Annotated in this window: 23 protein-coding genes and 1 riboswitch; of the genes, 13 read left to right on the forward strand and 10 right to left on the reverse strand. The window is 70.6% G+C overall.

What is annotated here, in order from left to right; all coding sequences use genetic code 11:
- The first annotated feature begins 111 nt into the window (after positions 1-111).
- Positions 112-1,731, forward strand: coding sequence for an NAD(P)/FAD-dependent oxidoreductase (locus ABZ194_RS22145; RefSeq protein WP_355598886.1), 1,620 nt, complete (start codon positions 112-114; stop codon positions 1,729-1,731).
- Complete coding sequence (locus tag ABZ194_RS22150; RefSeq protein WP_355598887.1) at positions 1,728-3,449, forward strand: SpoIIE family protein phosphatase; 1,722 nt, start codon at positions 1,728-1,730, stop codon at positions 3,447-3,449. Before ABZ194_RS22145 ends, ABZ194_RS22150 begins: the two co-directional genes overlap by 4 nt.
- A 44-nt stretch (positions 3,450-3,493) precedes the next feature.
- Here ABZ194_RS22150 and ABZ194_RS22155 read toward each other — a convergent pair whose 3' ends face one another.
- Complete coding sequence (locus ABZ194_RS22155) at positions 3,494-4,747, reverse strand: NAD(P)/FAD-dependent oxidoreductase (protein ID WP_355598888.1); 1,254 nt, start codon at positions 4,745-4,747, stop codon at positions 3,494-3,496.
- Positions 4,748-4,946: 199 nt separating this feature from the next.
- Between ABZ194_RS22155 and ABZ194_RS22160 the strand changes: the two genes are divergently transcribed.
- The 6 genes from ABZ194_RS22160 (at position 4,947) to ABZ194_RS22185 (ending at position 10,346) form a co-directional block, all read left to right on the forward strand.
- A complete protein-coding gene (locus ABZ194_RS22160) occupies positions 4,947-5,516 on the forward strand; it encodes a TIGR03086 family metal-binding protein (protein ID WP_355598889.1) in 570 nt (189 codons plus the stop codon).
- Between the two features lie 492 nt (positions 5,517-6,008).
- Positions 6,009-6,605, forward strand: a complete 597-nt coding sequence (locus ABZ194_RS22165; protein ID WP_355598890.1) for a metal-dependent phosphohydrolase — start codon at positions 6,009-6,011, stop codon at positions 6,603-6,605.
- A gap of 83 nt (positions 6,606-6,688) precedes the next feature.
- On the forward strand, positions 6,689-7,489 hold the full coding sequence (locus tag ABZ194_RS22170; RefSeq protein WP_355598891.1) for a DeoR/GlpR family DNA-binding transcription regulator: 801 nt from the start codon (positions 6,689-6,691) through the stop codon (positions 7,487-7,489).
- On the forward strand, positions 7,486-8,565 hold the full coding sequence (galT, locus tag ABZ194_RS22175) for a galactose-1-phosphate uridylyltransferase (protein WP_355598892.1): 1,080 nt from the start codon (positions 7,486-7,488) through the stop codon (positions 8,563-8,565). The genes ABZ194_RS22170 and galT overlap by 4 nt, the downstream gene beginning before the upstream one ends.
- 71 nt (positions 8,566-8,636) lie before the next feature.
- Positions 8,637-8,772, forward strand: a riboswitch (cyclic di-AMP (ydaO/yuaA leader).
- Positions 8,773-8,774: 2 nt separating this feature from the next.
- A complete protein-coding gene (locus ABZ194_RS22180; protein WP_355598893.1) occupies positions 8,775-9,746 on the forward strand; it encodes a hypothetical protein in 972 nt (323 codons plus the stop codon).
- Positions 9,747-9,839: 93 nt separating this feature from the next.
- Entirely contained in the window at positions 9,840-10,346 is a 507-nt protein-coding gene (locus ABZ194_RS22185; RefSeq protein ID WP_355598894.1) for a DinB family protein, read from the forward strand.
- On the opposite strand, the gene ABZ194_RS22190 is transcribed toward ABZ194_RS22185, so the two are convergent.
- Together ABZ194_RS22190 and ABZ194_RS22195 are read right to left on the reverse strand one after the other, a co-directional pair.
- A complete protein-coding gene (locus ABZ194_RS22190) occupies positions 10,333-10,857 on the reverse strand; it encodes a MarR family winged helix-turn-helix transcriptional regulator (RefSeq protein WP_355598895.1) in 525 nt (174 codons plus the stop codon). The two genes, ABZ194_RS22185 and ABZ194_RS22190, sit on opposite strands and share 14 nt — an antisense overlap.
- A 57-nt stretch (positions 10,858-10,914) precedes the next feature.
- The gene (locus tag ABZ194_RS22195; protein WP_355598896.1) at positions 10,915-12,222 is read right to left on the reverse strand and encodes a site-2 protease family protein; all 1,308 of its coding nucleotides are present in this window, start codon (positions 12,220-12,222) and stop codon (positions 10,915-10,917) included.
- 192 nt (positions 12,223-12,414) lie between these two features.
- On the opposite strand from ABZ194_RS22195, the gene ABZ194_RS22200 reads away from it, so the two are divergent.
- On the forward strand, positions 12,415-13,020 hold the full coding sequence (locus ABZ194_RS22200; protein ID WP_355598897.1) for a response regulator transcription factor: 606 nt from the start codon (positions 12,415-12,417) through the stop codon (positions 13,018-13,020).
- Positions 13,021-13,133: 113 nt separating this feature from the next.
- Here the strand turns inward: ABZ194_RS22200 and ABZ194_RS22205 are convergent, their stop codons facing one another.
- The gene (locus tag ABZ194_RS22205) at positions 13,134-14,249 is read right to left on the reverse strand and encodes a PP2C family protein-serine/threonine phosphatase (RefSeq protein ID WP_355598898.1); all 1,116 of its coding nucleotides are present in this window, start codon (positions 14,247-14,249) and stop codon (positions 13,134-13,136) included.
- 117 nt (positions 14,250-14,366) lie between these two features.
- Between ABZ194_RS22205 and ABZ194_RS22210 the strand changes: the two genes are divergently transcribed.
- Positions 14,367-15,596: a GNAT family N-acetyltransferase gene (locus ABZ194_RS22210; RefSeq protein WP_355598899.1), complete on the forward strand. Its 1,230-nt coding sequence runs from the start codon at positions 14,367-14,369 to the stop codon at positions 15,594-15,596.
- A gap of 63 nt (positions 15,597-15,659) precedes the next feature.
- A complete protein-coding gene (locus tag ABZ194_RS22215; RefSeq protein WP_355598900.1) occupies positions 15,660-15,836 on the forward strand; it encodes a hypothetical protein in 177 nt (58 codons plus the stop codon).
- Between the two features lie 37 nt (positions 15,837-15,873).
- Here ABZ194_RS22215 and ABZ194_RS22220 read toward each other — a convergent pair whose 3' ends face one another.
- Positions 15,874-16,341, reverse strand: a complete 468-nt coding sequence (locus ABZ194_RS22220) for a ribose-5-phosphate isomerase (RefSeq protein ID WP_355598901.1) — start codon at positions 16,339-16,341, stop codon at positions 15,874-15,876.
- Positions 16,342-16,438: 97 nt separating this feature from the next.
- Between ABZ194_RS22220 and def the strand changes: the two genes are divergently transcribed.
- Positions 16,439-16,927 (forward strand): peptide deformylase, encoded by a 489-nt coding sequence (gene def / locus ABZ194_RS22225; protein ID WP_355598902.1) that lies wholly within the window; start codon positions 16,439-16,441, stop codon positions 16,925-16,927.
- 70 nt (positions 16,928-16,997) lie between these two features.
- Here the strand turns inward: def and ABZ194_RS22230 are convergent, their stop codons facing one another.
- The 3 genes from ABZ194_RS22230 to ABZ194_RS22240 all read right to left on the reverse strand — a co-directional run bounded on the left by ABZ194_RS22230 (position 16,998) and on the right by ABZ194_RS22240 (position 20,004).
- Positions 16,998-17,456, reverse strand: a complete 459-nt coding sequence (locus ABZ194_RS22230; protein ID WP_355598903.1) for a hypothetical protein — start codon at positions 17,454-17,456, stop codon at positions 16,998-17,000.
- Between the two features lie 178 nt (positions 17,457-17,634).
- The gene (locus ABZ194_RS22235; protein ID WP_355598904.1) at positions 17,635-19,044 is read right to left on the reverse strand and encodes an aldehyde dehydrogenase family protein; all 1,410 of its coding nucleotides are present in this window, start codon (positions 19,042-19,044) and stop codon (positions 17,635-17,637) included.
- Between the two features lie 339 nt (positions 19,045-19,383).
- Positions 19,384-20,004 carry a disulfide bond formation protein DsbA gene (locus tag ABZ194_RS22240; RefSeq protein WP_355598905.1) on the reverse strand — a complete coding sequence of 207 codons (621 nt, stop codon included), beginning with the start codon at positions 20,002-20,004 and terminating at the stop codon, positions 19,384-19,386.
- 224 nt (positions 20,005-20,228) lie between these two features.
- On the opposite strand from ABZ194_RS22240, the gene pepN reads away from it, so the two are divergent.
- The gene (pepN, locus tag ABZ194_RS22245; protein ID WP_355598906.1) at positions 20,229-22,796 is read left to right on the forward strand and encodes an aminopeptidase N; all 2,568 of its coding nucleotides are present in this window, start codon (positions 20,229-20,231) and stop codon (positions 22,794-22,796) included.
- Between the two features lie 144 nt (positions 22,797-22,940).
- On the opposite strand, the gene ABZ194_RS22250 is transcribed toward pepN, so the two are convergent.
- Together ABZ194_RS22250 and ABZ194_RS22255 are read right to left on the reverse strand one after the other, a co-directional pair.
- Positions 22,941-23,648 carry a hypothetical protein gene (locus ABZ194_RS22250; protein ID WP_355598907.1) on the reverse strand — a complete coding sequence of 236 codons (708 nt, stop codon included), beginning with the start codon at positions 23,646-23,648 and terminating at the stop codon, positions 22,941-22,943.
- Between the two features lie 65 nt (positions 23,649-23,713).
- The gene (locus tag ABZ194_RS22255) at positions 23,714-24,349 is read right to left on the reverse strand and encodes a hypothetical protein (RefSeq protein ID WP_355598908.1); all 636 of its coding nucleotides are present in this window, start codon (positions 24,347-24,349) and stop codon (positions 23,714-23,716) included.
- Positions 24,350-24,360 lie beyond the last annotated feature (11 nt).

Raw genomic sequence — 24,360 nt, forward strand, 5'->3', positions numbered from 1 at the left:
GAAGCGATCTCGTGGCTCGGGGCGGGGCGCCGATTTTACCCTGGGGAGAAATATGCGAGAAATCTATGCCAAACCCGGATCTCCAATATAGATCGTTCTTTACGATTCTCCATGAACGACAGTCAAATTGCACCGGAGGAGAACGTGACGGGGTTCGACGGCGTCATCATCGGCGGCGGCCATAACGGGCTCACGTGCGCCGCCTATCTCGCCAGGACGGGACTGTCGGTCGCGGTCGTCGAACGCAACGACGAGGTGGGCGGCGGCTGCGCCACCCAGGAGCTGACCCTCCCCGGATTCCGGCACAACACCCACAGCAACTACCACTTCCTGCAGGAGGGGCCGGTCCCGGCCGACCTGGAGCTCCAGCGGTACGGCCTGCGGTACGTCCACCCCCAGGTCCAGCACTCCACGATCTTCCGGGACGGCCGCGCGGTCACGGTTCACACCGATCCGGCGCGCACCGCCGAGTCCTTCGCCCGGTTCTCCCGCGCCGACGCGGATCGGTGGCTGGAGCTGTACGGGCGCTACGCGGAGGCGGCCAGGGACCTGATGAACGGTTTCCTGTACTCCAGACCGCTGCCCCCGCCGGTGCTGGCCGAACGGCTCCAGGGCGATCTCGGGCGTGACCTGCTGAGTTACATACCGCTCTCGATCTACGAGGCAGTAGACAGAAACTTCGAAAGCGAGCAGGTCAGAGTGCTGTTCAAGTCGTTCCTGCACGCGATCTCGATCGAGAACGTGCCCGGTACCGGCGGTTTCCTGCCACGCCTGCTCTCGCGCATCGCCAGGCTGGGCGTGCCGGTGGGCGGCGCCGCGAACGTGGCGAACGCGTTACGCGGTGTCATCGAGGAGCACGGCGGCACCGTGATCACCGGCGCGCACGTCCAGCGGATCCTGGTCGGCGACGGCCGGGCCACCGGGGTCGAGCTGGCCACGGGCGAGGTCATCGGCGCGCGGCGGTTCGTCGTCAGCGCGGTGGACGCCCCCCAGACGGTACGGCTGGCGGGCCCGGAGAACTTCGGCGCCGAACTCGCGGCCAAGGTCGAGGGCTACCGGTGGGCCGGGCACAGCCTCGTCACCCTGCACCTCGCGCTGAGGGAGGCGCCCCGCTACACGGCGGCCGAGTTCGAGCCCGATGTGAACCGCGCCTTCCTGGTCGTGCTCGGCGCCGACGACAGCGAGCAGCTGAGCCGTACGTTCGACCAGATCCACCGGGGACGGTTACCCGAGCGGCTGGCGGGCAACGGCGCGTGTCCCTCGCTGTTCGACCCGTCCTACGCGCCGGCCGGCGGGCACGTGGCGTTCTGGTGGCCGTGGGCCCCCTACGATCTCGGCGGAGATCCGGAGAACTGGGATCGATGGCGCGAGGAGGTGGGAGACCGGTTACTCGGCGAGTGGTCGGAGTACGCCCCCAACCTCACCGAGGACACCGTGCTCGGCAAGCGGGTCTTCTCCCCTCTCGACATAGAACGGCACTGCATCAACATGGTCCGCGGCAGCCACCACGTCGGCGCCTACGAGCCCTCCCAGCTGGGAGGCAACCGGCCGGTCCCCGAGCTCGGCCAGTACCGCACCCCGATCACCGGCCTCTACCTCTGCGGCGCGAGCAGCCACCCCGGCGGCTCGGTCTCCGCCGCCCCCGGCTACAACGGCGCCAACGCCATCGTTGAGGATCTCGGGCTCACCTCCTGGTGGACCCCGGTTCCGGCTCCCCGGTGGAGCGAGTGAACCGCCGTTTCGTCGCCAAGGACCCAGGGGTGGCGACGCCTCGGATGAGCAGTCCGGCCACCATGCACGAACAGCTCTCGCTGCTCAACGCGGCGAGCAAGCGGATCGGCAGCACGCTGGACATGTTCGAGACCGGCAGGGAACTGATGGATGTCGCGGTGCCGCGCTTCGCCGACGCGGCGGGCATCTTGGTACAGGACCGGCTGGTCACCGAAGGGGAGTTCCCGCAGCGCAGCAACGACGGCTCGGCGATGGTGCGGCGGATCGCGGTCGGCGTGTCCAGCACCAGGCCCAACGAGTACGCCAGGGCCTTCCCGGTGGACGAGATCGCCGTCTACGCGGCCTGGACGCCCTACGCCAGGTGCATGGCCACCGGCAACCCGATCCTCTACCCGCGCCTGGGCCGCCGGACCTCGGAGGAGATAGGGCGGTTCTGGAGGCGCGACTCGGTCGCCAAGGTGCTGGAGGACAGCTCGTTCCTGGTGGTCCCGCTGAAGGCGCGCGGCCGGGTGCTGGGTTTTGTGATCTTCACCCGGAGACCGAGCAGCCTGCCCTTCGACGAGCAGGACGTGAACCTCGCCGAGGAGCTGGCGGCCAGGACCGCGGTCTGCCTCGACAACGCCAGACTCTACGGCCGGGAGCGGCGTACCGCGCTGACCCTGCAGAGCAGCCTGCTGCCCGCCGACCTCTACCAGCCGCTGGGCCTGACGATCGCCTCCCGCTACCTGCCCGCGAGCGACCTGGTGGGGGTGGGCGGCGACTGGTACGACGTGATCCCGCTGCCCGGCTGCCGGGTCGCCCTCGTGGTGGGCGACGTGATGGGGCACGGCATCAGGGCCGCCGCCACGATGGGCCAGCTCCGCACGGCCGCCCGCACCCTGGCCAGCCTCGACCTCCGCCCCGACGAGGTGCTGTTCCGGCTCAACCGGATGAGCCAGGACCTGGACACCACCCAGATCGCGACCTGCGTGTACGCCACCTACGACCCGGTCACGCGGGCCTGCGCGCTGGCGTGCGCGGGCCATGTGCCGCCGATCCTGGTACGGCCCGACGGCGAGACCGAGCTGCTCGAACTGCCGGCCGGGGTGCCCCTGGGCATCGGAAACGACCCGTTCGAGATGCGCGAGCTGACCCTTCCGCACGACTCGGTCCTCGCCTTCTACACCGACGGCCTGGTGGAGAGCCGCGACCGGGACATCGACGAGGGCATCGGCATGGTCCGTGAGCTGCTCACCGGCCGGCACCAGGACCTGGAGGAGCTCTGCGATCTCACGATCGGCGCGCAGCGGCCCGGCCACGAGCGTGACGACATCGCGCTCCTGCTGGCCAGGGTGCGCGAGCTCGACGAGGACGACGTCGTCGAGCTCCGGCTGCCCTCGGACCGCCGTTCCGCCGTGCGGGCCCGCCGTTTCGTCCGCGCCACGCTCACCGAGTGGCGGCTGGAGGCGATCGCCGACACCGCCGAACTCCTGGTCGGCGAGCTGGTCGCCAACGCCATCGAGCACGGCTCGGGCCCGGTGAAGCTGCGTCTGCTCCGCGGCCCCACGCTGGTGTGCGAGGTGGCCGACCGCTCCGCCGTGCTGCCGACCATGCGCGAGGTCGGCGGCGACGCCGACAGCGGCCGCGGGCTCTATCTCGTCAACTGGCTCGCCCACCGATGGGGCTCGCGCCCGACGCCGAAGGGCAAGGTCGTCTGGGTGGAGCAGCGGTTGCCGTGACGGTCGGCGAGGGTGGGAGGGTGGGAGGGTGAGAGACGCGGAGGTCAGGAGACGGCTCTCCGTCTCAGCGCCGGGACGTGCCGGGCCGCGCGGAGGAGCGTCTTGAAACCGGCTCTGGCCAGCGGGCTCTCGTCCACGAACCGTCTGGCCGCCGTGAGGGACCTGCGCACGGCGGCGAAGCCGTACTCACGCATCCGCGCCTCGTAGTCCGCGATGGCCTCGACGGGGTCCCCGCCGCGGGTCAGCGCCCGGGAGAGCAGGTGGGCGTCGCGGAGGGCGATGTTGGCCCCGATGCCGCGCATCGGGGTCATGCTGTGGATGGCGTCGCCGAGCAGGGTGATGTTCGTGGCGGGCCAGGGGTCGATCGGGACCGAGCTGCGGATCGGCAGCAGGGAGACCGTCTCGGGGGCGGAGGCGGTGACCAGCCGCCGCAGGTCGGGGTGCCAGGTCGCGATCATCCGGGCCACGGTGTCCCGGAGCCGTTCGCCGGTCATGCCGGAGAGCCCCTCGGGCATGCGCCCGCTCGCCGCGCCGAAGACCCACATGACGTAGCCGCCGGTGTTGTCGAGCAGTGCCCCCTCCTGCTCGGTGCGCCCGATCCCGGAGGGCAGGACCGTGCCGCCGGAGTCCTGGGGCGCGGTGAACATGGAACACCCCCTCGGCGGGATGATCATGTTGGGCCCCCGCCACAGCCGGGAGGCGACCAGCGGGCGTGTGTCGTCGTTGAGCGGGAACTTCCCGGCGATCGTGAGAATGCCGGTGTCGATCCGCGGGGCGTGCGGGAGATACTGGCGCCTGACCCGTGAGTTGCCGCCGTCCGCGGCCACCACGATGTCGGCGGTCTCGGCCGACCCGTCGGCGAAGTGCAGGGTGACGGTGCCGTCGGGGTCGCGGGTGTAGCGCTCGTAGGTCCTGTCGAACCGGACCACGTCCGAGAGGCCGGAGAGCAGCACCTGGCGGAGTGTGATCCGGCTGACCGAGTGGTGGTTGCCGAGCGGGTCGGGCGCCCGCGGGATCTCCAGCAGGAGCAGCCGTCCCATCTTCTCGGTGAGGAAGCCGAAGTCCTGCCCGCTCCGGCCGACGGTCGCCAGGAACGCCTCCCAGAGCGGTTCCGGCAGGCAGGCGTGGAGGGCGCGGGCACCGCCGGGGTCGAGGTGCACGCGATATCCCTGGAGCCGGTCGGCCGGGGTGCGGTCACGTTCGTAGACCGCCACGTCCACACCGGCCCCGTGCAGCCCCTGCGCCAGGCAGAGTCCGCCGATGCCGGCACCGATGATCGCCACTCTGGAGTCCGTCATACCTCCACTATCGACCGGTTGGACTCCCGAGCGCCCTTTCCCGGGCGTCTCTTCCCCGAACCCCTCCGTTCGGACCCCCGTCTCTCCCCCGGTCCTCCCCCAGCTCGGACACCCCTTGCGTCCGGCCTCCCTCCGCCGAGCGCGATGACTGGCGGGCGCCCAGGGGTTACGGTCGAGATGAGGACATGAGGAGGGCATCATGACCATCGACATACGCGAGGCATACCGCCGCGCGCTGGACGACTTCGGCGCTCTCGTTCACAAGATCGCCCCCGAGCAGTGGCATACCCCGACGCCCTGCGTGGACTGGGACGTGCGCTCCCTGGTCAACCACGTGGTCGGGGAGAACCTGTGGGTCCCGGAGTTGCTCGCCGGGCGGACCACCGCGGACGTCGGCGACGCCTTCGACGGCGACCTCCTCGGCGACGACCCCCTGAAGGCGTTCGACACCTCGGCCGTGGCCGCCGTCCAGGCGGCGGGTGAGAACGGCGCGCTGACCCGCATGGTGCGCCTGTCGTTCGGGGATGTGCCCGGCGGGGAGTACGTCACCGAGTTGTTCGCCGACGCCCTCATCCACACCTGGGACCTCGCCCGCGCGATCGGCGCCGACGAACGGCTCGACCCCGAACTTGTCGGGGCCTGCGCGGCGTGGTTCGCCGGCACGGAGAACGATTACCGTCAGGCCGGGGTGACGGGGGAGCGGCGACGGGTGTCCTCCGACACCGACGCCCAGACCCGGTTGCTCGCCTCCTGGGGCCGTCGCGGCTGAGGCTCCGCCGGACAGGGCGGCCCCGGCCCGAGACGCCGTCGTCCACCCCAGGTGCGCCGCTCACACGACGGAGGCGCGGGCCGCCCGCCGCCTCCCGTCCGGCACCCGGGAGCTCAACGCCCAGTCGGCCGCTTACCGTGGTTGGCCCTGCGCTTCTTACGCGCCTTGCTCTTACGCGCCCGCCTGCCCATACCGGCCACCCCTCTCACCGGACCCTCGCGGAGAGCGGGTCCGGCTCCACGTTCCTCCCTGAGCGCCTGCCGTACAAGACCCACCGGGCAAGATCTGAGCAATGATCCGTACGGCCGGGTGCCGTGTTCCCCCGGCCCATCCGATGATCTACACGGCCGGGGGGCGTTTTCGCGCCGGCCCGCCCGACGACCCGCTCGACCGGCGGGCGGCTCCGGACCGGCCGGAGCCGCCCGCCGGTTCCCCTGGAAGATCTCCTGGGTCGCCCGTGCGGCCGGTGGCCGTGGTTTTAGGCTCCGTCGCATGGACGCGAAGCTGATGGACCTCTGGCGCTCCCTGACAGGCCCCGGGGCCGACCACCTCGGCCGGGGTCTGATCATCCGGTACGGCGAGCCGCACCGCAGGTATCACACGGCCACCCACCTGCGGGCCGTACTGGCCCAGGTTGACGCGCTGGCCGGAAACGCCGCGCACCCGGATCTCGTACGGTTCGCGGCCTGGTTCCACGACGCCGTCTACGACCCGCGACGTGGCGACAACGAGGAGCGCAGTGCCCGGCTGGCCGAGCGCGCGCTGCCCGAGCTGGGACTGGCCGCCGAGGCGGTGGCCACGGTGGCCCGGCTGGTCCGGCTGACCCGCACCCACGACCCGGCGCCCGGCGACGTGGACGGGGCCGTGCTGTGCGACGCCGACCTGGCGATCCTGGCCTCCCCGCCCGAGGTGTACGCGGCGTATGCGGCGGCGGTGCGCGAGGAGTACTCCTTCGTCCCGGACGAGGCGTTCCGGAGGGGCCGGGCCGCCGTGCTGCGCGCGCTGCTCGACCTTCCGGCGATCTTCCACATCACCGATGTGGAGGCGTCGGCGAGGGCGAACATCCAGGTCGAACTCACCCTGCTGTAACCGGCTAATCACCAGGATTCAACAGGCACCCCTGGACCTACTGTGGTAATTTGGGGGAATATGTTTGATTAAGGGGTGGATCAATGCTTGCCCAGCAGCGGCAGCAGGCGATTCTGGAGCGGGTGCGCAGCAGGGGCGGCGTCAGGGTCGCCGACCTCGTCCGCGAGCTCGGCGTGTCCGACATGACGATCCGCAGGGATCTTGAGGTGCTGGCCGGGCGCGGACTGGTGGAGAAGGTTCACGGCGGGGCCACCAACGCCGGGCCGGGCTCGACCGAGGAGCCCGGGTTCGCCGCCAAGTCGGTGCGCCAGCAGCCGGAGAAGGAGGCGATCGCCCGGCAGGCGGCCGAGCTCGTCCGGCCCGGCACCGCCATCGCGCTCTCCGCCGGGACCACGACCTGGACACTCGCCCACTTCCTGGTGGACGTGCCGGAGCTGACCGTGATCACCAACTCGATCCGGATCTCCGACGTCTTCCACCGCTCTCCCCGCGCCGACCGCACCGTCGTGCTGACCGGCGGCGTCCGCACCCCCTCCGACGCGCTGGTCGGGCCGGTCGCCGTGGCGGCCGTCCGCGGACTCCACGTGGACACCCTGTTCCTCGGCGTGCACGGGATGAGCGCACGCGCCGGGTTCACCACCCCGAACCTGCTTGAGGCGGAGACCAACCGGGAACTGGTCGCCTCCGCACACCGCCTGGTGGTGCCCGCCGATCACACCAAGTGGGACACGGTCGGGATCAGCACGATCGCCGAGCTGGCCCAGGCCCACCTCGTGATCACCGACTCGGGCCTGGCGGACGAGGCCCGTGAGGAGCTCACCGCGCGGGTGGGCGAGCTGGTCATAGCCGAACCCCGACAGGAAAGCGAGGCCCTGAGCCGATGAAGCGCACGATCACCCATCTGGCCGACGGCCGCGAGCTCGTCTACTTCGACCGGCACGACGACGCCGATCGGAGCGCGATCGACCGGCGAGACCTGCCGCCCCGGCCCGCCGCCTCCGAACTGCGCTACGACCCGCTCACCGAGGAGTGGGTGGCGGTGGCCGGGCACCGCCAGGGGCGCACCTTCCTCCCGCCGGCGAGCGAGTGCCCGCTCTGCCCGTCCACCCCCGGTCACCCCACGGAGATCCCCTCGGCCTCCTACGACGTGGTGGTCTTCGAAAACCGCTTCCCATCCTTCTCCGCGCAGCCGGGCCCGCACCGGGACATCGGCGGCATGAGCGAGGCCCGGCCGGGGATCGGCCGGTGCGAGGTGGTCTGCTTCACCTCCGACCACGACTCCTCCTTCTCCCGGCTCTCCCCCGGCCGGATCGACCTGGTGATGGAGGCGTGGATCGACCGCACCGCCGAGCTGTCCGCGATTCCGGGCGTGGAGCAGGTGTTCTGCTTCGAGAACCGGGGGGCCGAGATCGGCATCACCCTGGCCCACCCGCACGGCCAGATCTACGCCTACCCCTATGTGACCCCGCGCACCAGGCTCTCCCTGGGCGCGGCCGAGCGTCACCGGGAGCGGACCGGCGGCAACCTCTTCGCCGACGTGCTGGCCGCCGAGCGGGAGGCCGAGGTCCGGGTGGTCGCCGCGAACGAACACTGGACGGCCTTCGTACCGGCCGCGGCCCGGTGGCCCGTGGAGGTCCACCTCTACCCGCATCGCCGGGTTCCCGACCTGGGCGGGCTCAACGAGGCCGAGCGCTCGGCGTTCGGGCCGCTCTACACAGAGGTGCTGCGCCGGCTGGACGGGCTCTTCGGCATGCCCATGCCGTACGTCGCGGCCTGGCACCAGGCACCGGTGAACGTCGGCCGGGAGCTGTCCTACGCGCACCTGGAGCTGTTCAGCATCCGCCGGGCACCGAACAAGCTGAAGTATCTCGCGGGTTCGGAGTCGGCCATGGGGGCTTTCGTGAACGACGTCCTACCCGAGGAGGCGGCGCTACTCCTCCGATCCACCGTCACGGAATGATCACTGATTGGTCTCGGTTTGGGGTCGCATGACCATCTGTTTACCACTACTATCCTCACACATCGGACATAACATCCGATATGCCTAATCCGGGGCGCCTCGCCCGGGAGCCGGGGACCCACGCGTTTTGGGGTGAACCACTTCGGTGGAAGGGCTTCCTCCAGCCCGAACCCGTCAGCTAACCCGGTAGGCGTGAGGAGAGGAGAACCGTGGCGGCCTCGCCCCCCACGTCCCGTCGTCATGCGGCCCTGACCGCCTCCGTGCTCTCGGCCATCGCGTTCACCCTGGGCAGCGCGTCCGCGGGCAGCGCCGCCCCCAAGCCTGCCGAACCCGAGCTCCGCGCCGAACTCGCCCGGCTGAACAAGAAGGTCGACAAGCTCATCGAGTCCTACGCGGCCAAACGGGAGTCTCTGCGAAAGGCCCGGCTGGCCGAGGAGTCCGCCCAGATCGATCTGCGCAAGGCCGAGGAGACCTACGCCAAGGCGAGCGAACAGGTCGACTCCATCGCCCAGCTCCGCTATCAGAGCAGCGCCGCCGACCTGCCCGCCCTGCTGTTCGCCCCCGACATGGAGGGCGCCGTCGTCATGGAACAGCTCATCGCCCAGCGGAGCGCCTACCTGCGGGACTTCGCCCAGAGCCGGGACCTCAAGAAACAGGCCGCCGAGAAGGCGGCCCGGCTCACCGAGCAGATCGGCGTGGAGGCCAAGGTCGTGGAGACCGAGCGCCAGGGCGCCGAGAGGGTGATCCGTGACATCGAGCGGAAACTCGACCAGCTCGTCCCGATGGGTTCCGGCCGCCGCGCCGACGGCAGCTGGGTCCCCCAGCTCCCCACCGGCGGCGACAACATCACCGACCGCACCCGGATCATGCTCGAAGCCATCAAAGAACGCTTCAAACTCCCCCACGAGGTCGGCTGCTACCGCACCGGCGGCAACGGCGAGCACCCCCTGGGCCGCGCCTGCGACTTCATGATGAGCACCGGCGGCTCGATGCCCTCGGCGGAGAACACCAGGCTCGGCGACGAGATCTCCGCCTGGGCGGTCAAGAACAAGGATCGGCTCGGCGTCAAGTACGTGATCTGGCGCCAGCGCATCAACATGGGCTCCGGCTGGCGCGCCATGTCCAACCGGGGCGGGGTCACCGCCAACCACTACGACCACCCCCACATCTCGATGTACTAGCGCCGTGGAGCCCGGACCGGGAGCGTTTCCGGGGGGTGTGGATCGAGAAAAAGGGTGTGACAGTGGCCGTGCGCGCGGGAAGGATGGGGGATCATGACCGACAATCGCGTTGCTCCTCCCTATGTCGCCGACGAGGTCGGCATGCTGCGCTCCTGGCTGGACTTCCACCGGGAGACCCTGGCCGTCAAGTGCGCCGGGCTGTCGGAGCGGCAGCTCGCCCTCCGCCCCTGCGCGCCGTCCACACTCTCCCTGCTGGGCCTGGTCCGTCACATGACCGAGGTGGAACAGCACTGGTTCCACAACATCCTCGGCGGCGAGGACAGGCCGTCGATCTACTGCACCGAGCAGGATCGCGATGGGGACTTCGACCTGCTGGGCTCCTGCTCCGCCGAGGAGGCCATCGCCCGCTGGCACGCCGAGATCGACGGCGTCCGCGGGCTCTACGCGGAGCTGCCCCTGGAGGCCTTGGGCAGACGGCAACGCAGGGGTGCGGACGTCTCGCTGCGGTGGATCCTGGTCCACATGATCGAGGAGTACGCCCGGCACAACGGCCACGCCGACATCATTCGCGAGCGGATCGACGGGGTCACGGGAGACTAGTGTTCTCCTCGGCGATCGCCTCGGTGATCAGCCGGTCGAGAGCCGCCAGGTCGGGTGGGCGGGCCGCGGCCGCCTCCGCGAAGCGGGTGAGCAGGTCGGCGAAGAGCCCGCGGTCCGCCTCGTCCCAGTCGGCGATCAACTCGTCCAGGTAGGTCCGCCGGGAGCGGACGACCACCTGGAGCACCCGGAGCCCTCTCGGGCTCAGCAGCAGCCTGGCCCTCCGGGCGTCCACCTCGGACTCCTCGCGCTCCACGAACCCCGCGCCGATCGCGTCGTTGACCAGCCTGCTGGCGGTGGAGGGGTCGACGTCCAACTGCTCGGCGACGGCGCCCACGGTCACCTCGGACATCTCCCCGTACAGCCTGTACACGGCGCGCACGACCATCACGTTCGACATGTGCACCGGCCGCTGCGGATCTCCGAGCCTGCGCGTGCGCAAGGGCCGCGCCCAGATCCGGCGCAGCCGGAACAGGGCGACATCGATCATGGCCCCCGGAGTCCCGTCCTTCACGGCGCAACCCTATCGGCGTACCGGTACGCGCCGGCTACGCGCCGTACCCACGAGGCCTCAGCCGGACAGACGGACCGGGTTGACGAGGTCGGCGTACATCAGCAGGCCGGCCATGATGACCATTACGAAGGCGATCGCGTAGGTCAGCGGAAGCGCCTTGGCGATGTCGACGTGCCCGGGGGTGGGGCGGCGGGTCACCCGGGCGAAGGCCCGCTTGAGACCCTCCCAGAGGCCACCCGCGATATGGCCGCCGTCCAGCGGGAGCAGCGGAATCAGGTTGAACAGGCCGATCGCCAGGTTGAACCCCGCCAGCAGGTTGATGAAGATGACGATCTTGTTCTCCAGCGGGACCGCGGAAGCCGCGATCTCCCCGCCGATGCGGCCCGCGCCGATGACACCGATCGGGCCGTTCTTGTCGCGCTCCTCGCCGGAGAAGGCGGCGTTCCAGACGCCGACCATCTTCTCGGGGAAGCGCAGCAGCGCGCCGGCGGTCGCCGAGGTGAGATCCCACATGTGGGTGGTCACGGCGCCGAAGCCCTGCTGCTCGATGACCGTGGTGGGACTGACGCCCAGGTAGCCGACCCCCTTGTCGATCTTGCCGGGCTGGTCCAGCGACTCCCGGTCCTGGGCGATGAGGGTGGCGGTGAGGGTCATCTGCCGACCGGCCCGCTGGATCCCGACCTCGACCGGGCCCGCGCCGTGGCCACGGATGGCCCGCGTCGCGGCGTCCCAGCTCGCGGTGGGCCTGCCGCCCACCGACAGGATGACGTCACCCGGCTTCAATCCGGCCGCGGCGGCGGGGCTGGGCCTGTCAGCCGCGGTGCAGTCGGGGTTCTCGGCGTATTCGGCCGCGGTCTTCACACAGGCGGGCACCGAGGCGACCTGCGTCTTCTGCACCGCGACGCCGAAGCCCATGAGCACGACGGCGAACAGGACGAAGGCCAGCACGAAGTTCATCGCCGGACCGCCGGCCATGACGATGACCTTCTGCCACCACGGCTTGCGGTAGAAGACGCGGTTCTCGTCGCCCGGCTGGACCTCCTCAAGGGCCACGTCGCGGGCGTTCTCGATCAGGGCCTGCCACGGCCCGGTGGAGACCGAGCGCACCTTGCCGGGGTCGTCGGTGGCCCTGGGAGGCAGCATGCCGATCATCCGGATGTAACCGCCGAGCGGGATCCACTTCACGCCGTACTCGGTCTCGCCCCTGCGCCGGGACCACATCGTCGGGCCGAATCCGACCATGTACTGGGTGACCTTGACGCCGAAAAACTTCGCCGGCAGCAGGTGACCTATCTCGTGCAGCGCGATCGACGCCATCAGCCCGAAGAGGAAGACGACGATCCCGATCACGAAGAGCAAGCTCACAGGTCCATACCCCCGGTCACGGAACTATCGACAACGCCCATAAGAGATTAGCCGAATAATCCCGGGCCCAGGCTCCGGGGCGGCGAGCGGTCCGGATCCGATCACTTGCGAAGTCTTTACCAAATAGAGAGACTTCTTTTACAGTAAGCGACTGTTCGATCACCCTGCGAGAAAAGGGGCGAGGGGAAAAACTTGATCGGGATCCTGGTTGCCGAGCGCCAGCCCATGGTCCGGCGAGGCCTGGTGGCCTCGCTGGAGTGCGAGACCGACCTGAAGGTCGTCGCCGACGTGGACAACGGCGAGGACGTCGTCCCCGCCGTTCTGGAACACCATCCCGATGCGGCGGTCGTCGACCTGGACCTGCCGGGCCTGGATGGGTTCACCGTGGCCCTGCGCCTGCACGAGAACGCCCCCGGCTGCCGGGTGCTCCTGCTGGCCCGCCGGCCGAACCCCGGCCAGGTCCGCCGGGCGTTCACCGTACACGCGCTCGGCTTCATGAGCCTGGACGCGCGGCCGGAGCAGCTGGCCGACGGCGTCCGCCGGGTCGCGGCCGGGCGCAGGGCGGTGGACGCCGATCTCGCGCTGGCCGCCCTTGAGTCGGCCGAGAACCCGCTGACCCGCCGGGAGATGGACGTGCTCCGGCTGGCCGCCCGGGGAGCGCGGTCCAGCGAGATCGCCGATCAGCTGTTCCTGTCGGTGGGAACGGTCCGCAATCACCTGTCGCGGATCATGTGCAAGACCCACGCCCGCAGCCGCCTGGATGCCGTGCGCATCGCCAGCGACTCCGGCTGGCTGTGACCGGCGGCCGGCGCTCCGGCGGGTTGCCACACCCGCCGCGGCGTCGGCCACGGCCCTGGCGAGAGCATCTGCCAACCGCGGGGGGCGCGGCGTTCCTTCGATGAGAGGGCAGGTCAGAGACGCCAGATGAGGACCAGCGCGCAGTCGTCGTTGTGCCCCGACGACATGGAGGCGACGAGGTTGCGGGCACCGTCGCGGAACCCGGAGGGCAGCAGTCGCTCGGCCTCGCCCAGCAGCCGGTCGAGGCCGGCGTCGATGTCGCGGCCGGGCTGCTCTATCAGCCCGTCGGTGTAGAGCATGAGCGCGTCGCCTTTGCGGAGCGTTCCCCGATCGGGCTCGCAGTGCAGATCGGGCACGACGCCCAGCACCACGCCCTTGGCAGGGGAGACCCGCCAGGTGCCGGTGCCCGAGTCGAACTTGACCACCGGCGGATGGCCCGCCGAGGTGATCAGGTATTCGCCCGTGGCGAGATTGAGCCGTATGTGGACGGCCGTAACGAAGCCCTCAGCCTCGCGCTGACGGTGCAGGTAGGCGTTACAGGCGGTCAGGAAGTCGGAGACCGAGCCGAGCAGGCCGCCGAAGGTGCCCGACAGCATCAGCGCCCTGGTGCCCGCGTCGACCCCCTTGCCCGACACGTCGACCAGGGCGAGCTCCACCATGTCGCCCTCGCGCAGCGAGACCAGGAAGTCGCCGCCGAAGGAGGACCCGCCGGCCTGTTTGAGCACCACACGCGAGTCCCAGTCCTTGGGCAGCCGGGGCAGATCGCTCTGGTTCTTGAGCCGGTCGCGCAGCTCAAGCAGCATGACGTCACCGCGCAGGCCCTGCACGCCGAGCTTGCCCCGGGTGCGGGCCATCAGCGCGGCCAGCACGCCGGTGAACACGAAGGTGGTCAGCAGGCCGGGACCGATGTGCCCGACCCCGCGCACGACGCCCACGTACACCAGGGCGACCGCGACCGCGCAGAGTAGTTTGGCCAGGCTGCGCAGCCGGAGCTGGAGTCCGGCGACGAGGGTGATCGGGATCATGAGCGCTGGGGAGAACCACTCCATGGAGACCCGGGCGCCCAGCCCTCCGAGCACCAGGGTGAGCACGATCAGCGTGATGAGCAGGTTGCGGTCGCGGGCCAGCGGCCCGCGGCGTAGGAAGCGCACAATGGGCACCAGAAGTGGGACCCGCACCAGGAACGCACGGAGCGCAGGAGGGATCAGCGGCACCGGACGGGAACTCATGATGCGCTCGACTGTATCGGGTATCCCCCGTTTGGACAGCCCACTTGACCAAGACCTTGATCATTAAGGGCGGATATTGAATGGCCGGAACGTTTTGTCCCATCTACCGTAGGAGAAATGACCCTTAGCCTGCGGCCGATGACCGAGACCGACTGGCCCGCCTGGACCGGCGTGGGCGGGGAGGCGTTCGGCAACGCCCCTTCCCCGCACCGGTTGGAGCTGTTCAAGAATCTCACCGAGTTCGACCGCTCGCTCGGCGCGTTCGAGGGCGACCTGCTCGTGGGCGTCACCGCCGTGTGCAGCTTCACCATGACGGTGCCCGGTGGACCGATCCCGGTCGCCGGCGTCACCTCGGTCGGGGTGCTGCCCTCCCACCGCCGCCGGGGCGTTCTGTCCGCGCTCATGGCCCGCCAGCTCCACGACGTCCGCGAGCGGGGCGAGGCGGTCGCCGCCCTCTACGCCTCCGAAGCGGCGATCTACCGGCGTTTCGGGTACGGCAGGGCCGCCGACAACCTCTTCTTCGACATCCCCACGCACAGCTCGGCCTTCGTCAAGAACGCCCCGGCCGATCCGGCGCTGCGGCTGCGTGTCGTCACCCCCGCCGAGGGCAGGCCCGCCTTCGAGAAGACCTTCGAGAGCCTGCTGGACAGCCGCCCGGGACTCTACGCCCGGACGCCCGCGCGCTGGAACACCCTGCTGTCGGACCACGAGGCCGACCAGGGGGGTGCGGGACCGCTGCGCGCCGTGGTCGTCGAGGACGGCCGGGGCCCCCGCGGCTACGCGCTCTTCCGGATCACGATGAACTTCACCCCCCACGACCTTCCGGACGGCGAGCTGCGGCTTGAGGAACTGTTCGGCCTGGACCCGGCCGCCTACGCGCTGCTCTGGCGGCACGTGCTGGATCGCGATCTGGTCGCCCGGGTCAGGGCGGAACAGCGGCCGGTCGACGACCCGCTGATCCACCTGCTCGCCGAGCCTCGCCGATTGAACGCGGGCTGGCTGGACGAGCTCTGGATCCGCCTGGTCGACGTCGAGCGGGCCCTGGCCGCACGACGCTACTCCGCACCGGCGGACGTGGTGATCGAGGTCGAGGATCCGCTCTGCCCGTGGAACGCACGCCGCTGGCGGCTGTCGGCCGGCGCCTCCGGCGCCCGGTGCGTGCCCAGCGGCGATCCGGCGGACCTGAGGCTGCCGGTCACCGCGCTGGGCGCGGCCTACCTGGGGGGCCGGCCGCTCACGGCCCTGCTGGCGGCGGGGATGGTGCACGAGACGCGGGCGGGGGCCGTCCGGGAGCTGTCCACCGCGATGTCCTGGGAACCCGCGCCCTGGGCGGGTCTGGTCTTCTGATCGGGGACCGGCCCGGAACGTGGGACATCACGCGCCCCGGGCCGTGCGGGTTATGGTGACGGCATGGCACTGCAGAGTTTGCAGATCAACGCGGTCACCGCGATGCGGGCCCGCGACGTCTCCCGGCCCACACGGGAGCAGCGGGAGAGCGCGGACCGGAGGCCGCTACGCGACGAGGCGCCGCCTAAGGAGGCTCCGCGTAAGGAGACACCCCGCAAGGAGGCGCCCCGCCGCGGGTAGCGGCCCGGGTGCCGGAAACCCTCCGGCAGGCCGGGGTCTACGGCAGCGGCGGGAGCTGGCCGATCGTCTCGTACGAGGTGAGCTGCGCTATCCGGCGGTTGTGCCGCTCGGCCCCCGAGTAGGGCGTGGCCAGGAAGAGCTCGACGAAACGGATCGCCTCGTCCTCGGTGTGCATCCGCGAGCCGATGCTCACCACGTTGGCGTTGTTGTGCTCGCGGGCGAGCTTGGCGGTTTCGTCGCTCCAGGCCAGGGCCGCGCGGATGCCGCGCACCTTGTTGGCCGCGATCTGCTCGCCGTTGCCCGAGCCGCCGATGACGACCCCCAGGCTGCCGGGGTCGTCCGTGACACCCTCGGCCGCCCGCAGCACGAACGGCGGGTAGTCGTCCTCGGCGTCGTAGACGAACGGGCCACAGTCCGTGACCTCGTGGCCGTGCTCCTTGAGCCAGGAGACGACGCGGTTCTTAAGCTCATAGCCGGCATGGTCGGCACCGATGTAGACGCGCACCCGCCCAGTTTCGCAGGTATGCGTGGGCGGTTTGACCCCCACCCCGGCTAAAGTAACGACCGGATAGCCATGGTAACCCTTACAAGAGAGAGTCCACATGCGTGACATCCGAGTGGTCGGGGATCCGGTCCTGCGCACGCCCGCCGAGCCGATCGCCGACTTCGATCGCGATCTGCGCCGCCTGATCGACGAGATGTTCGACGCGATGTACGCGGCGCAGGGCGTCGGTCTGGCCGGGCCGCAGATCGGCGTGTCGAGGCGGGTCTTCGTCTACGACTGCAGTAACCGCAAGGGGCACGTGGTCAACCCGGTGCTGACGGTCGACGACGACGCGGAGATCCTCGACGAGGAGGGGTGCCTGTCGGTTCCCGGGCGTGGCACCGGCACCCCGCTCTACGCCAGCACCCCCCGCGCGGCCGGGGTCACCGTCCGCGGCTTCGACCGGCTGGGCCGCCCGGTCCAGGTCAAGGCCCGCGGCCTGCTCGCGCGCTGCTTCCAGCATGAGACCGACCACCTCGACGGCATGCTCTACGTCGACCGGCTCGCCAAGGACGCCGCCCGGCGGGTGCTGCTCCAGGCCCCCTGATCGGCGGCCGGCCCGGACTCGGCTCCGCGGTCGCCCTCCGCGACGCTCACCCGCACCCGCCCCCGGGCACTCACCCGCCCCCGGGGGTGGCCGCCGGGCTGCCGGGACGTGGGACACCCCGCCGCCGGCGGAGCAGCGGCCTGGCCATCAGGCCGAGACCGGCGGCCATGAGCAGCACGACCACGATCCACTCGTTGGAGCCGCCGGGACCGTAGACATGGCCCTGACGGCCGGTGTCGAACGCCCGCACGGTCTGACCGGGGGTGAACGTGTCGCGGTCGCCTCCGTAGAACCCGATCTCCTCACGGACCGTCCGGCCGCTCCGGAACTCGCCCAGCCAGGTGCACTGCTGGTGACCCGGATGTTCGACGCACTCGACCCGACGGGCGGTGAAGGTGCCCCAGGCGCCCTCCCCCCGGAGTGCGGCCAGCGCGGGCCCGAGGTTCTGTACGGCCAGCAACACCAGCAGCAGGCCTCCTGCGGCGATCACCAGATCGAACGCGCTGAGCCGCGTGGTGCCCCGTTCCATGCGACGCCCTTCGGAAGGAGGGGAAGCTTCCCTTAGGACGGGTTTACCCAGAACATCCCGAGACCACGACTCGATCCGGCCGATGTCCCGATCCGGCCGGGGCGCGTCCGCGGAGGAGGCTCGCGGAGGCGCGGGAGCGCGGGGACAGGGCGGGCGGGGCTGTCGGACGGGCGGCGGCCTACAGCTGGACCGACTTGACCTCCAGATACTCCTCCAGGCCGAACCGGCCCAGCTCACGGCCCAGCCCCGACTGCTTGTAGCCCCCGAAGGGGGCCTGCGGGTTGAACCCGCCGCCGTTGACGTCCACCTGCCCGGTGCGCAGCCGCAGCGCCACCGAGACCGCGTGTTCCTCGTCTCCCGCCCACACCGCGCCGGCGAGGCCGTACGGGGTGCCGTTGGCGATGGCGACGGCCTCGTCCTCGCCCCGGATGTAGGGGATGATCGTCAGAACCGGGCCGAAGATCTCCTCCTGTTCGATGATCATCCCGGGCTCCACCCCGGCGAAGACCGTCGGCTCCACGTAGAAGCCCCGGTCCATGGGGTTGTCGGTGCCTCCGGCGACCAGCCGGGCCCCCTCCTCCTGACCCCGGTTGATGTAGCGGACGACCCGGTCGCGCTGCGCCGCGGAGACCAGCGGGCCGATCCGGGTGAGCTCGTCGAAGGGGTCGCCGACGGTGTACCTCCCCGTGGCCTGGACGGCGAGGCCGACGGCCTCGTCGTACCGGTCCCGGTGGACGATCATGCGGGTCCAGGCGGAGCAGGTCTGCCCGGAGTTGAGGAAGGCGTTGGCCACGGTCGCCTTGACCGCCGCGGCCAGGTCGGCGTCCGGCAGGATCAGGCTCGCCGACTTGCCCCCGAGCTCCAGAGCCACCCGTTTGACCGTTTCGGCCGCGAGCGCGGCGACCCGCCGCCCGGCCCTGGTGGAGCCGGTGAACGACACCATGTCCACGTCCGGGTGGGTGACCAGCGCCTCACCCACCACCGGGCCGTACCCGCTGACCAGGTTGAACACCCCCGGAGGCAGCCCGACCTCATCGAGGATCCCCGCCAGCGCGTAGGCCGCCAGCGGGGCCACCTCGCTGGGCTTGAGCACCACCGTGCAGCCGGCGGCGAGCGCCGGGGCCACCTTGCACACGATCTGGTGGAGCGGGTAGTTCCACGGCGTGATGGCCGCGACGACGCCGGCCGGCTCCCGGATGATCCGGGAGTTGCCGATCCGGCCGCCGTCGAAGTCATAGGTCTCGGCCAGCTGGGCGTAGGAGGCCAGCACCCCGGCCGGCATCAGCGTCTGCACCTTCATCGCCATGTCGTACGGCACGCCCACGTCGGTGGTGATGATCCTGGCCAGCTGGTCGGCGCGGTCCCGGATCAGCCCCGCCGCGGCGGCGAGGATCCCGCCCCGTTCCGCGGGCGCCGTGTCCGACCACGAGGGCAGCGCCGCACGCGCCGCGGCCACGGCGACCTCGACGTCGGCGGGCGACCCCGCGGGCACCCTGTCGATCGTCTCCTCGGTCGCGGGGTTGACGACGCCGACGCTCTCACCGGACGCCGACGCCCGCCAGGCACCGTTCAGATAAAGGTGACGCATGAGTCTCATCCTTGCGCGCTGATCGTCATAAGGCGAGGCCCCGCAGGTCACAGGCCCACCACACCGCGTGAAGATCACGGGCACGGCCGGACGCGGTTCCTCACCGCGGCGAGCACTCGGCCGCCCTGTGCGACGAGACTACGGGGGGAGGATCCCCCGGCAACGATGAACCACCGAAATTTCCCGGTAAACCGGCGCCTCGGACGGCCCGTCCGGCCGTTCCGGGCCCGATGAGCGCGGGTGGAGACCCCCGGCCGGGACCGGCTGATCCGCCTGAGGGCACCGTGGCCTCCCGGCGGGCCGGACCCCGCCGGGAGGTGCTCGGCACCGCCGGGAGCGTCAGCCGAAGATCGGGCCCCGGGTGCGGGAGCGCTTCAGCTCGAAGAACCCGTCGATGTCGGCCACCAGGCGGACGCCGTCCCAGAGTCTGGCCGCCTCCTCGCCCTTGGGCGCGGGCGAGACCACAGGGCCGAAGAAGGCGACGCCCTCGACCGCGATGACCGGGGTGCCGACCTCCTGGCCGACCCGTCCGATGCCGTCGTCGTGCGAGGCGCGCAGCGTCTCGTCGAACTCCTCGGAGTCCATCGCGTCGGCGAACGCGCGATCGAGCCCGGCGGCCTCCAGCGCCTCCTCCACGATTCCGCGGAGCCCGTCCAGCGCCTTGAGCCCACCTCGGTCGTGGAAGCGGACGCCAAGCTCGGTGTAGAGCCGGCCGACCGTCTCGGAGTCGTACTTCTCCTGCACGGCGGCGACCACACGGACCGGGCCGATGGCCCTGGCGATCAACTCACGGTACTTCTCGGGGACGTCCTTGTCCTCGTTGAGCACGTTCAGGCTCATGATGTGCCACCGCGGCTCGATGGGGCGCACCTTCTCCACCTCCAGCAGCCAGCGAGAGGTCATCCACGCGTACGGGCAGAAGGGGTCGAACCAGAAGTCGACCGGGGTGCGCTCAGTCATCTCTCAGGCTTTCTGATCGTGAGGTTGTCTCACATGGCGATAACCCTGGATCCCGAGTTTCCTATTCCTGGGACGGTTTATTACCTTGACCGGCGCTTTTGTCCTCACGTGTGATCGGCAGTCGACTCCCCGCTCTTCGGGGGCGACGCCCCGGGGCTTCACGTGGCAGGATTCAGGCACTCCTTCGCAACAGAGCGGAGGGAATTGGTGACGAGGGAGCAGTGGTGGCAGGCAATCTGACCCGTGACGAGGCGCGGGAGCGCGCACGGCTGATCAGCGTGCAGTCGTATGCGGTGGAGCTCGACCTGACCGAGGGGGAGGAGCGTTTCGAGAGTGTCACCACGGTCCGCTTCACCAGTGACCGGGTGGGCGCGGAGACGTTCATCGACCTGGCGGGCGCCAAGGTGCGCAAGGCCGTCCTGAACGGCGTCGAGCTGGACGTGAGCGGCTACGACCCCGAGACCGGGCGGCTGCCCCTGCCTAACCTGGCGGAGTCCAACATGCTGCGCGTGGACGCCGACTGCTCCTACATGCGCACCGGTGAGGGCCTGCACCGCTTTGTCGACCCCGTTGACAAGAACGTCTACCTGTACAGCCAGTTCGAGACGGCGGACGCCCATCGGATGTACGCCTGTTTCGACCAGCCCGACCTGAAGGCCACCTTCGAGCTGACCGTGCTCGCGCCGTCACACTGGGAGGTCATCTCCAACGCGGCGCCCGAGGAGGCCAGGGACCTCCAGGAGTACCGGGGGCGGCACGGCGCGCTCCAGGCCGCCAGGCGCTGGCGTTTCCCCCCGACCCCGGTGATGTCCACCTACATCACCGCCCTGTGCGCCGGGCCGTACCACAAGGTGACCTCCGAGCACGACGGCATCCCGCTCGGGCTGTACTGCCGGGCCTCGCTCGCCGAGCACCTCGACGCCGACAACCTCTTCGAGGTCACCCGGCAGGGCTTCGACTTCTTCCACCGGATCTTCGGCATCCGCTACCCGTTCGGGAAGTACGACCAGCTGTTCGTGCCCGAGTTCAACGCGGGCGCGATGGAGAACGCCGGCTGCGTGACCTTCCTGGAGGACTACGTCTTCCGCTCCCGGGTCACCGACGCGATCATCGAGCGCCGCGCCGAGACGATCCTGCACGAGATGGCGCACATGTGGTTCGGCGACCTGGTCACCATGCGCTGGTGGGACGACCTGTGGCTGAACGAGTCGTTCGCCACCTACGCCTCGGTGCTCTGCCAGGCCGAGGCCACCCGCTGGGGCCAGGGCGCGTGGACGACGTTCGCGAACGTGGAGAAGTCCTGGGCCTACCGGCAGGACCAGCTGCCCTCGACGCACCCGATCGCCGCCGACATCGTCGACATGCACGCGGTCGAGGTCAACTTCGACGGCATCACCTACGCCAAGGGCGCCTCGGTGCTCAAGCAGCTCGTCGCCTATGTGGGGCTGGACAACTTCCTGGCCGGCGTACGCGACTACTTCGACGAGCACGCGTGGGGCAACACCACGCTGGGGGACCTGCTCGGCGCGCTGGAACGGACCTCGGGCCGGGACCTGTCCTCCTGGTCCAAGGAGTGGCTGGAGACCTCCTGGGTCAACACGCTGCGCCCGTCGTTCACCACCGACTCCGAGGGGCGCTTCGGAGAGTTCGAGGTGCTGCAGGAGGCCCCGGCCGACTATCCGACCCTGCGCTCGCACCGCGTCGCCGTCGGCCTCTACTCCCTGCGGGACGGCGCCCTGGTCCGCACCCGGCGAGTCGAACTCGACGTGGTCGGCGCGCGCACCGCGGTGCCCGAGCTGACCGGCGAGGCCCAGCCGGACCTGGTCCTGATCAACGACGACGACCTGACCTACGCCAAGATCCGGCTCGACGAGCGCTCGCTGCAGACACTGGTGGACGGCGGCATCGCGAAGTTCACCGAGTCCCTGCCGCGCGCGCTGTCGTGGTCGGCGGCCTGGGACATGACCCGGGACGCCGAGATGTCCACCCGCGACTACGTCGCCCTGGTGACCTCCGGCATCTCGTCGGTCAAGGACATCACCGTCGTGCAGACCGTACTCCGCCAGGCGCGCCAGGCCGTCCAGCAGTACGCCGACCCCGCCTGGCGCGGCGAGGGCCTGGCCCTGCTCTGCTCCTCGCTGCGCTCCCTCATCGCCGCGGCCGAGCCCGGCTCCGACCACCAGCTCGCCTACGTCAACGCCCTCTCCACCATGGCCTTCTCGGCCGGGGACCTCGCGTTCCTGAAGGGCCTGCTGGACGGCTCGGCCGTGCTCGACGGCCTGACCGTGGACGCCGACCTGCGCTGGACGCTGATCCAGGCCCTGGTCTCCGGCGGCGTCCTCGGCGAGGAGGGGATCGCCGAGGAACTGCTGCGCGACGCCACCGCCACCGGTGAGCGCTCCGCCGCGCTCGCCCGCGCCACGCTCCCGACGGCCGAGGGCAAGTCCACCGCGTGGACCGCCATCACCGAGGGCAGGCTGAGCGGCGCCCTGCTCCGCTCGACGATCAACGGCTTCATGGACCCTCGCCACCCCGAGCTGCTGGAGCCGTACGCCGCGAAGTACTTCGAGGAGATCGGACGGATCTGGAAGTCCTGGACCTCCGACAGCGCCCAGAACTTCGCCAACGGCTGCTACCCGGCCCTGGCGATCTCCCCGGAGACCGTCGCCAGGACCCAGGACCTGATCTCCGAGAGCCGGCCTCCGCAGGCGCTCAGGCGTCTGCTGCTGGAGGGCGCCGACGGCATCAGCCGCGCCCTGCGCGCCCAGGCCAAGGACGCCTCGCCGTCCTGACCTCACCGGGTGGGGCCGGGCGGCACACGGCCCGGCCCCACCCGGCCCCACGCCGCGCCGGGCGCGCCGTCACCGCGGCCTCCGCGCCGCGCCGTCACCGTGTGCTCCCGCGCCGGCCTCGCCGTCGCGCCGGCCGCTCCCCGGTCACAGTGGAAGGCGGCTCCGCGTCTCCAGCAGCGCCAGGTGCCCGGACCGCACCAGGTTCTGCCCGAGCGCCACGGAGACGAGCGCCGCGCGCTGCCAGTCGGACTTCCCCGGGCGTTCCGGTGCCCTCACCCGGAGCTTCACCCGGGCCAGATAGTCGATGTGCAGATTGACCGCCGCACGGCCGAGACCGAGGTCGGCGAGACGGATGATGATCTCCGGAACGGTCGGGATCACGCTGGAGAGCGGATCACGCAGCCGGGGTTCGCAGAGGGCGACCAGGATCAGGAAGTATTTCGCGGTGACGTCCAGCGGGAAGGCCGGCACGGTCTTCCCCCACTCCCGGGACGCGTCGGGATGGAGCAGCACGTGCTCGGGGGCGAACACCATGAACGACGTCTCGTCGGCGGGGAGCCGTACCCGGGCCAGTTCGAAGGGGATCGGGGCGCGCATACGGCCGGGTGGCACCTTGACGAACTCGCCGCCGCCCTCGGGGTTGTCGACCAGGTAGGTCGCCGATCGGCTCAGATTGGAGATCATCCAGTAGTCGTCCACCGCGTCGATCCGCCCGGCCGGCCACGAGACCGTGGGGTCGGACAGCACCAGATCCGCCGGCCCGTGACCGAAGGTGACGTGCTCGCCGGGGGCGAGCTCCAGCACCTGCTCCCCCCTCTGGATGAGGATCCCTGAAAGCTTACAGATACTCACGGCGACGATCCTTGCGCAAGCCGTGACCATTCGCAGAGAAAAACGAAAAGGGAGAGCCCGGGCGCTCAGGCGCTCAGGATGGCCTGTCCGACGGTCACCGAGAGCAGGAGGCACGCGACGGCGACGGACAGCAGGAGCACTCCCCTGCGGATGTAGCGGTTCTTGGCGTGGGCGACGGAGCTGAGCCTCCTGACCCGCAGCACGAGCATGTCGGCCCGGACCCGGGTGTCCTGACCCCTCATGCGGGTCCTCAACTCGGCCAGCGCCTCCTCGGAGAACGCGCCGCGCGACCTGCCGGGGGCGGGCCTGCCCTCGGGGGGGTTCACCGCGTTCGGGCCCCAGGCGTGCAGGCGGCCGGCGTAGGAGCGGCGGCGTTCCACGGTCCGCCCGGCGAGCCGCGCGGTGAGGGGGTGCAGCGCGCCCACGAGGGCCAGGCCGCCCATCGCGCAGAAGAAGACCCCGGTCCACCAGAGCCACTCCACCTGACTGGGAAGCCCCTGCGGCCTCCACCCGCTCGCGGCCAGCCCGCCGAGGACGGCCACCGCCAGCAGGACGGCCGCCCTGCGGTTCGCTCTGCCGTTGTCATCGCGCACCTCCGCCAGGACGGCCTGAATATGGGAGAGAACCTCATCCGGCTCCTGCCGCACCCTGCCCTCCCGCGAGACGTCGGCCGACGGCGTACCCAGCACGATCTTCAGCACGCCCTGATTAT

This window comes from Streptosporangium sp. NPDC006007, from assembly GCF_040614315.1.
Classification (GTDB): domain Bacteria; phylum Actinomycetota; class Actinomycetes; order Streptosporangiales; family Streptosporangiaceae; genus Streptosporangium.

Excerpts from the sequence above, each read along its gene's own strand:
- ABZ194_RS22145 (WP_355598886.1), top strand. The coding sequence starts at position 112 with ATGAACGACAGTCAAATTGCACCGGAGGAGAACGTGACGGGGTTCGAC.
- ABZ194_RS22155 (WP_355598888.1), bottom strand. The coding sequence starts at position 4,747 with ATGACGGACTCCAGAGTGGCGATCATCGGTGCCGGCATCGGCGGACTC.
- ABZ194_RS22160 (WP_355598889.1), top strand. The coding sequence starts at position 4,947 with ATGACCATCGACATACGCGAGGCATACCGCCGCGCGCTGGACGACTTC.
- ABZ194_RS22165 (WP_355598890.1), top strand. The coding sequence starts at position 6,009 with ATGGACGCGAAGCTGATGGACCTCTGGCGCTCCCTGACAGGCCCCGGG.
- ABZ194_RS22170 (WP_355598891.1), top strand. The coding sequence starts at position 6,689 with ATGCTTGCCCAGCAGCGGCAGCAGGCGATTCTGGAGCGGGTGCGCAGC.
- galT (WP_355598892.1), top strand. The coding sequence starts at position 7,486 with ATGAAGCGCACGATCACCCATCTGGCCGACGGCCGCGAGCTCGTCTAC.
- ABZ194_RS22185 (WP_355598894.1), top strand. The coding sequence starts at position 9,840 with ATGACCGACAATCGCGTTGCTCCTCCCTATGTCGCCGACGAGGTCGGC.
- ABZ194_RS22205 (WP_355598898.1), bottom strand. The coding sequence starts at position 14,249 with ATGAGTTCCCGTCCGGTGCCGCTGATCCCTCCTGCGCTCCGTGCGTTC.
- ABZ194_RS22210 (WP_355598899.1), top strand. The coding sequence starts at position 14,367 with ATGACCCTTAGCCTGCGGCCGATGACCGAGACCGACTGGCCCGCCTGG.
- ABZ194_RS22215 (WP_355598900.1), top strand. The coding sequence starts at position 15,660 with ATGGCACTGCAGAGTTTGCAGATCAACGCGGTCACCGCGATGCGGGCC.
- def (WP_355598902.1), top strand. The coding sequence starts at position 16,439 with ATGCGTGACATCCGAGTGGTCGGGGATCCGGTCCTGCGCACGCCCGCC.
- ABZ194_RS22230 (WP_355598903.1), bottom strand. The coding sequence starts at position 17,456 with ATGGAACGGGGCACCACGCGGCTCAGCGCGTTCGATCTGGTGATCGCC.
- ABZ194_RS22235 (WP_355598904.1), bottom strand. The coding sequence starts at position 19,044 with ATGCGTCACCTTTATCTGAACGGTGCCTGGCGGGCGTCGGCGTCCGGT.
- ABZ194_RS22240 (WP_355598905.1), bottom strand. The coding sequence starts at position 20,004 with ATGACTGAGCGCACCCCGGTCGACTTCTGGTTCGACCCCTTCTGCCCG.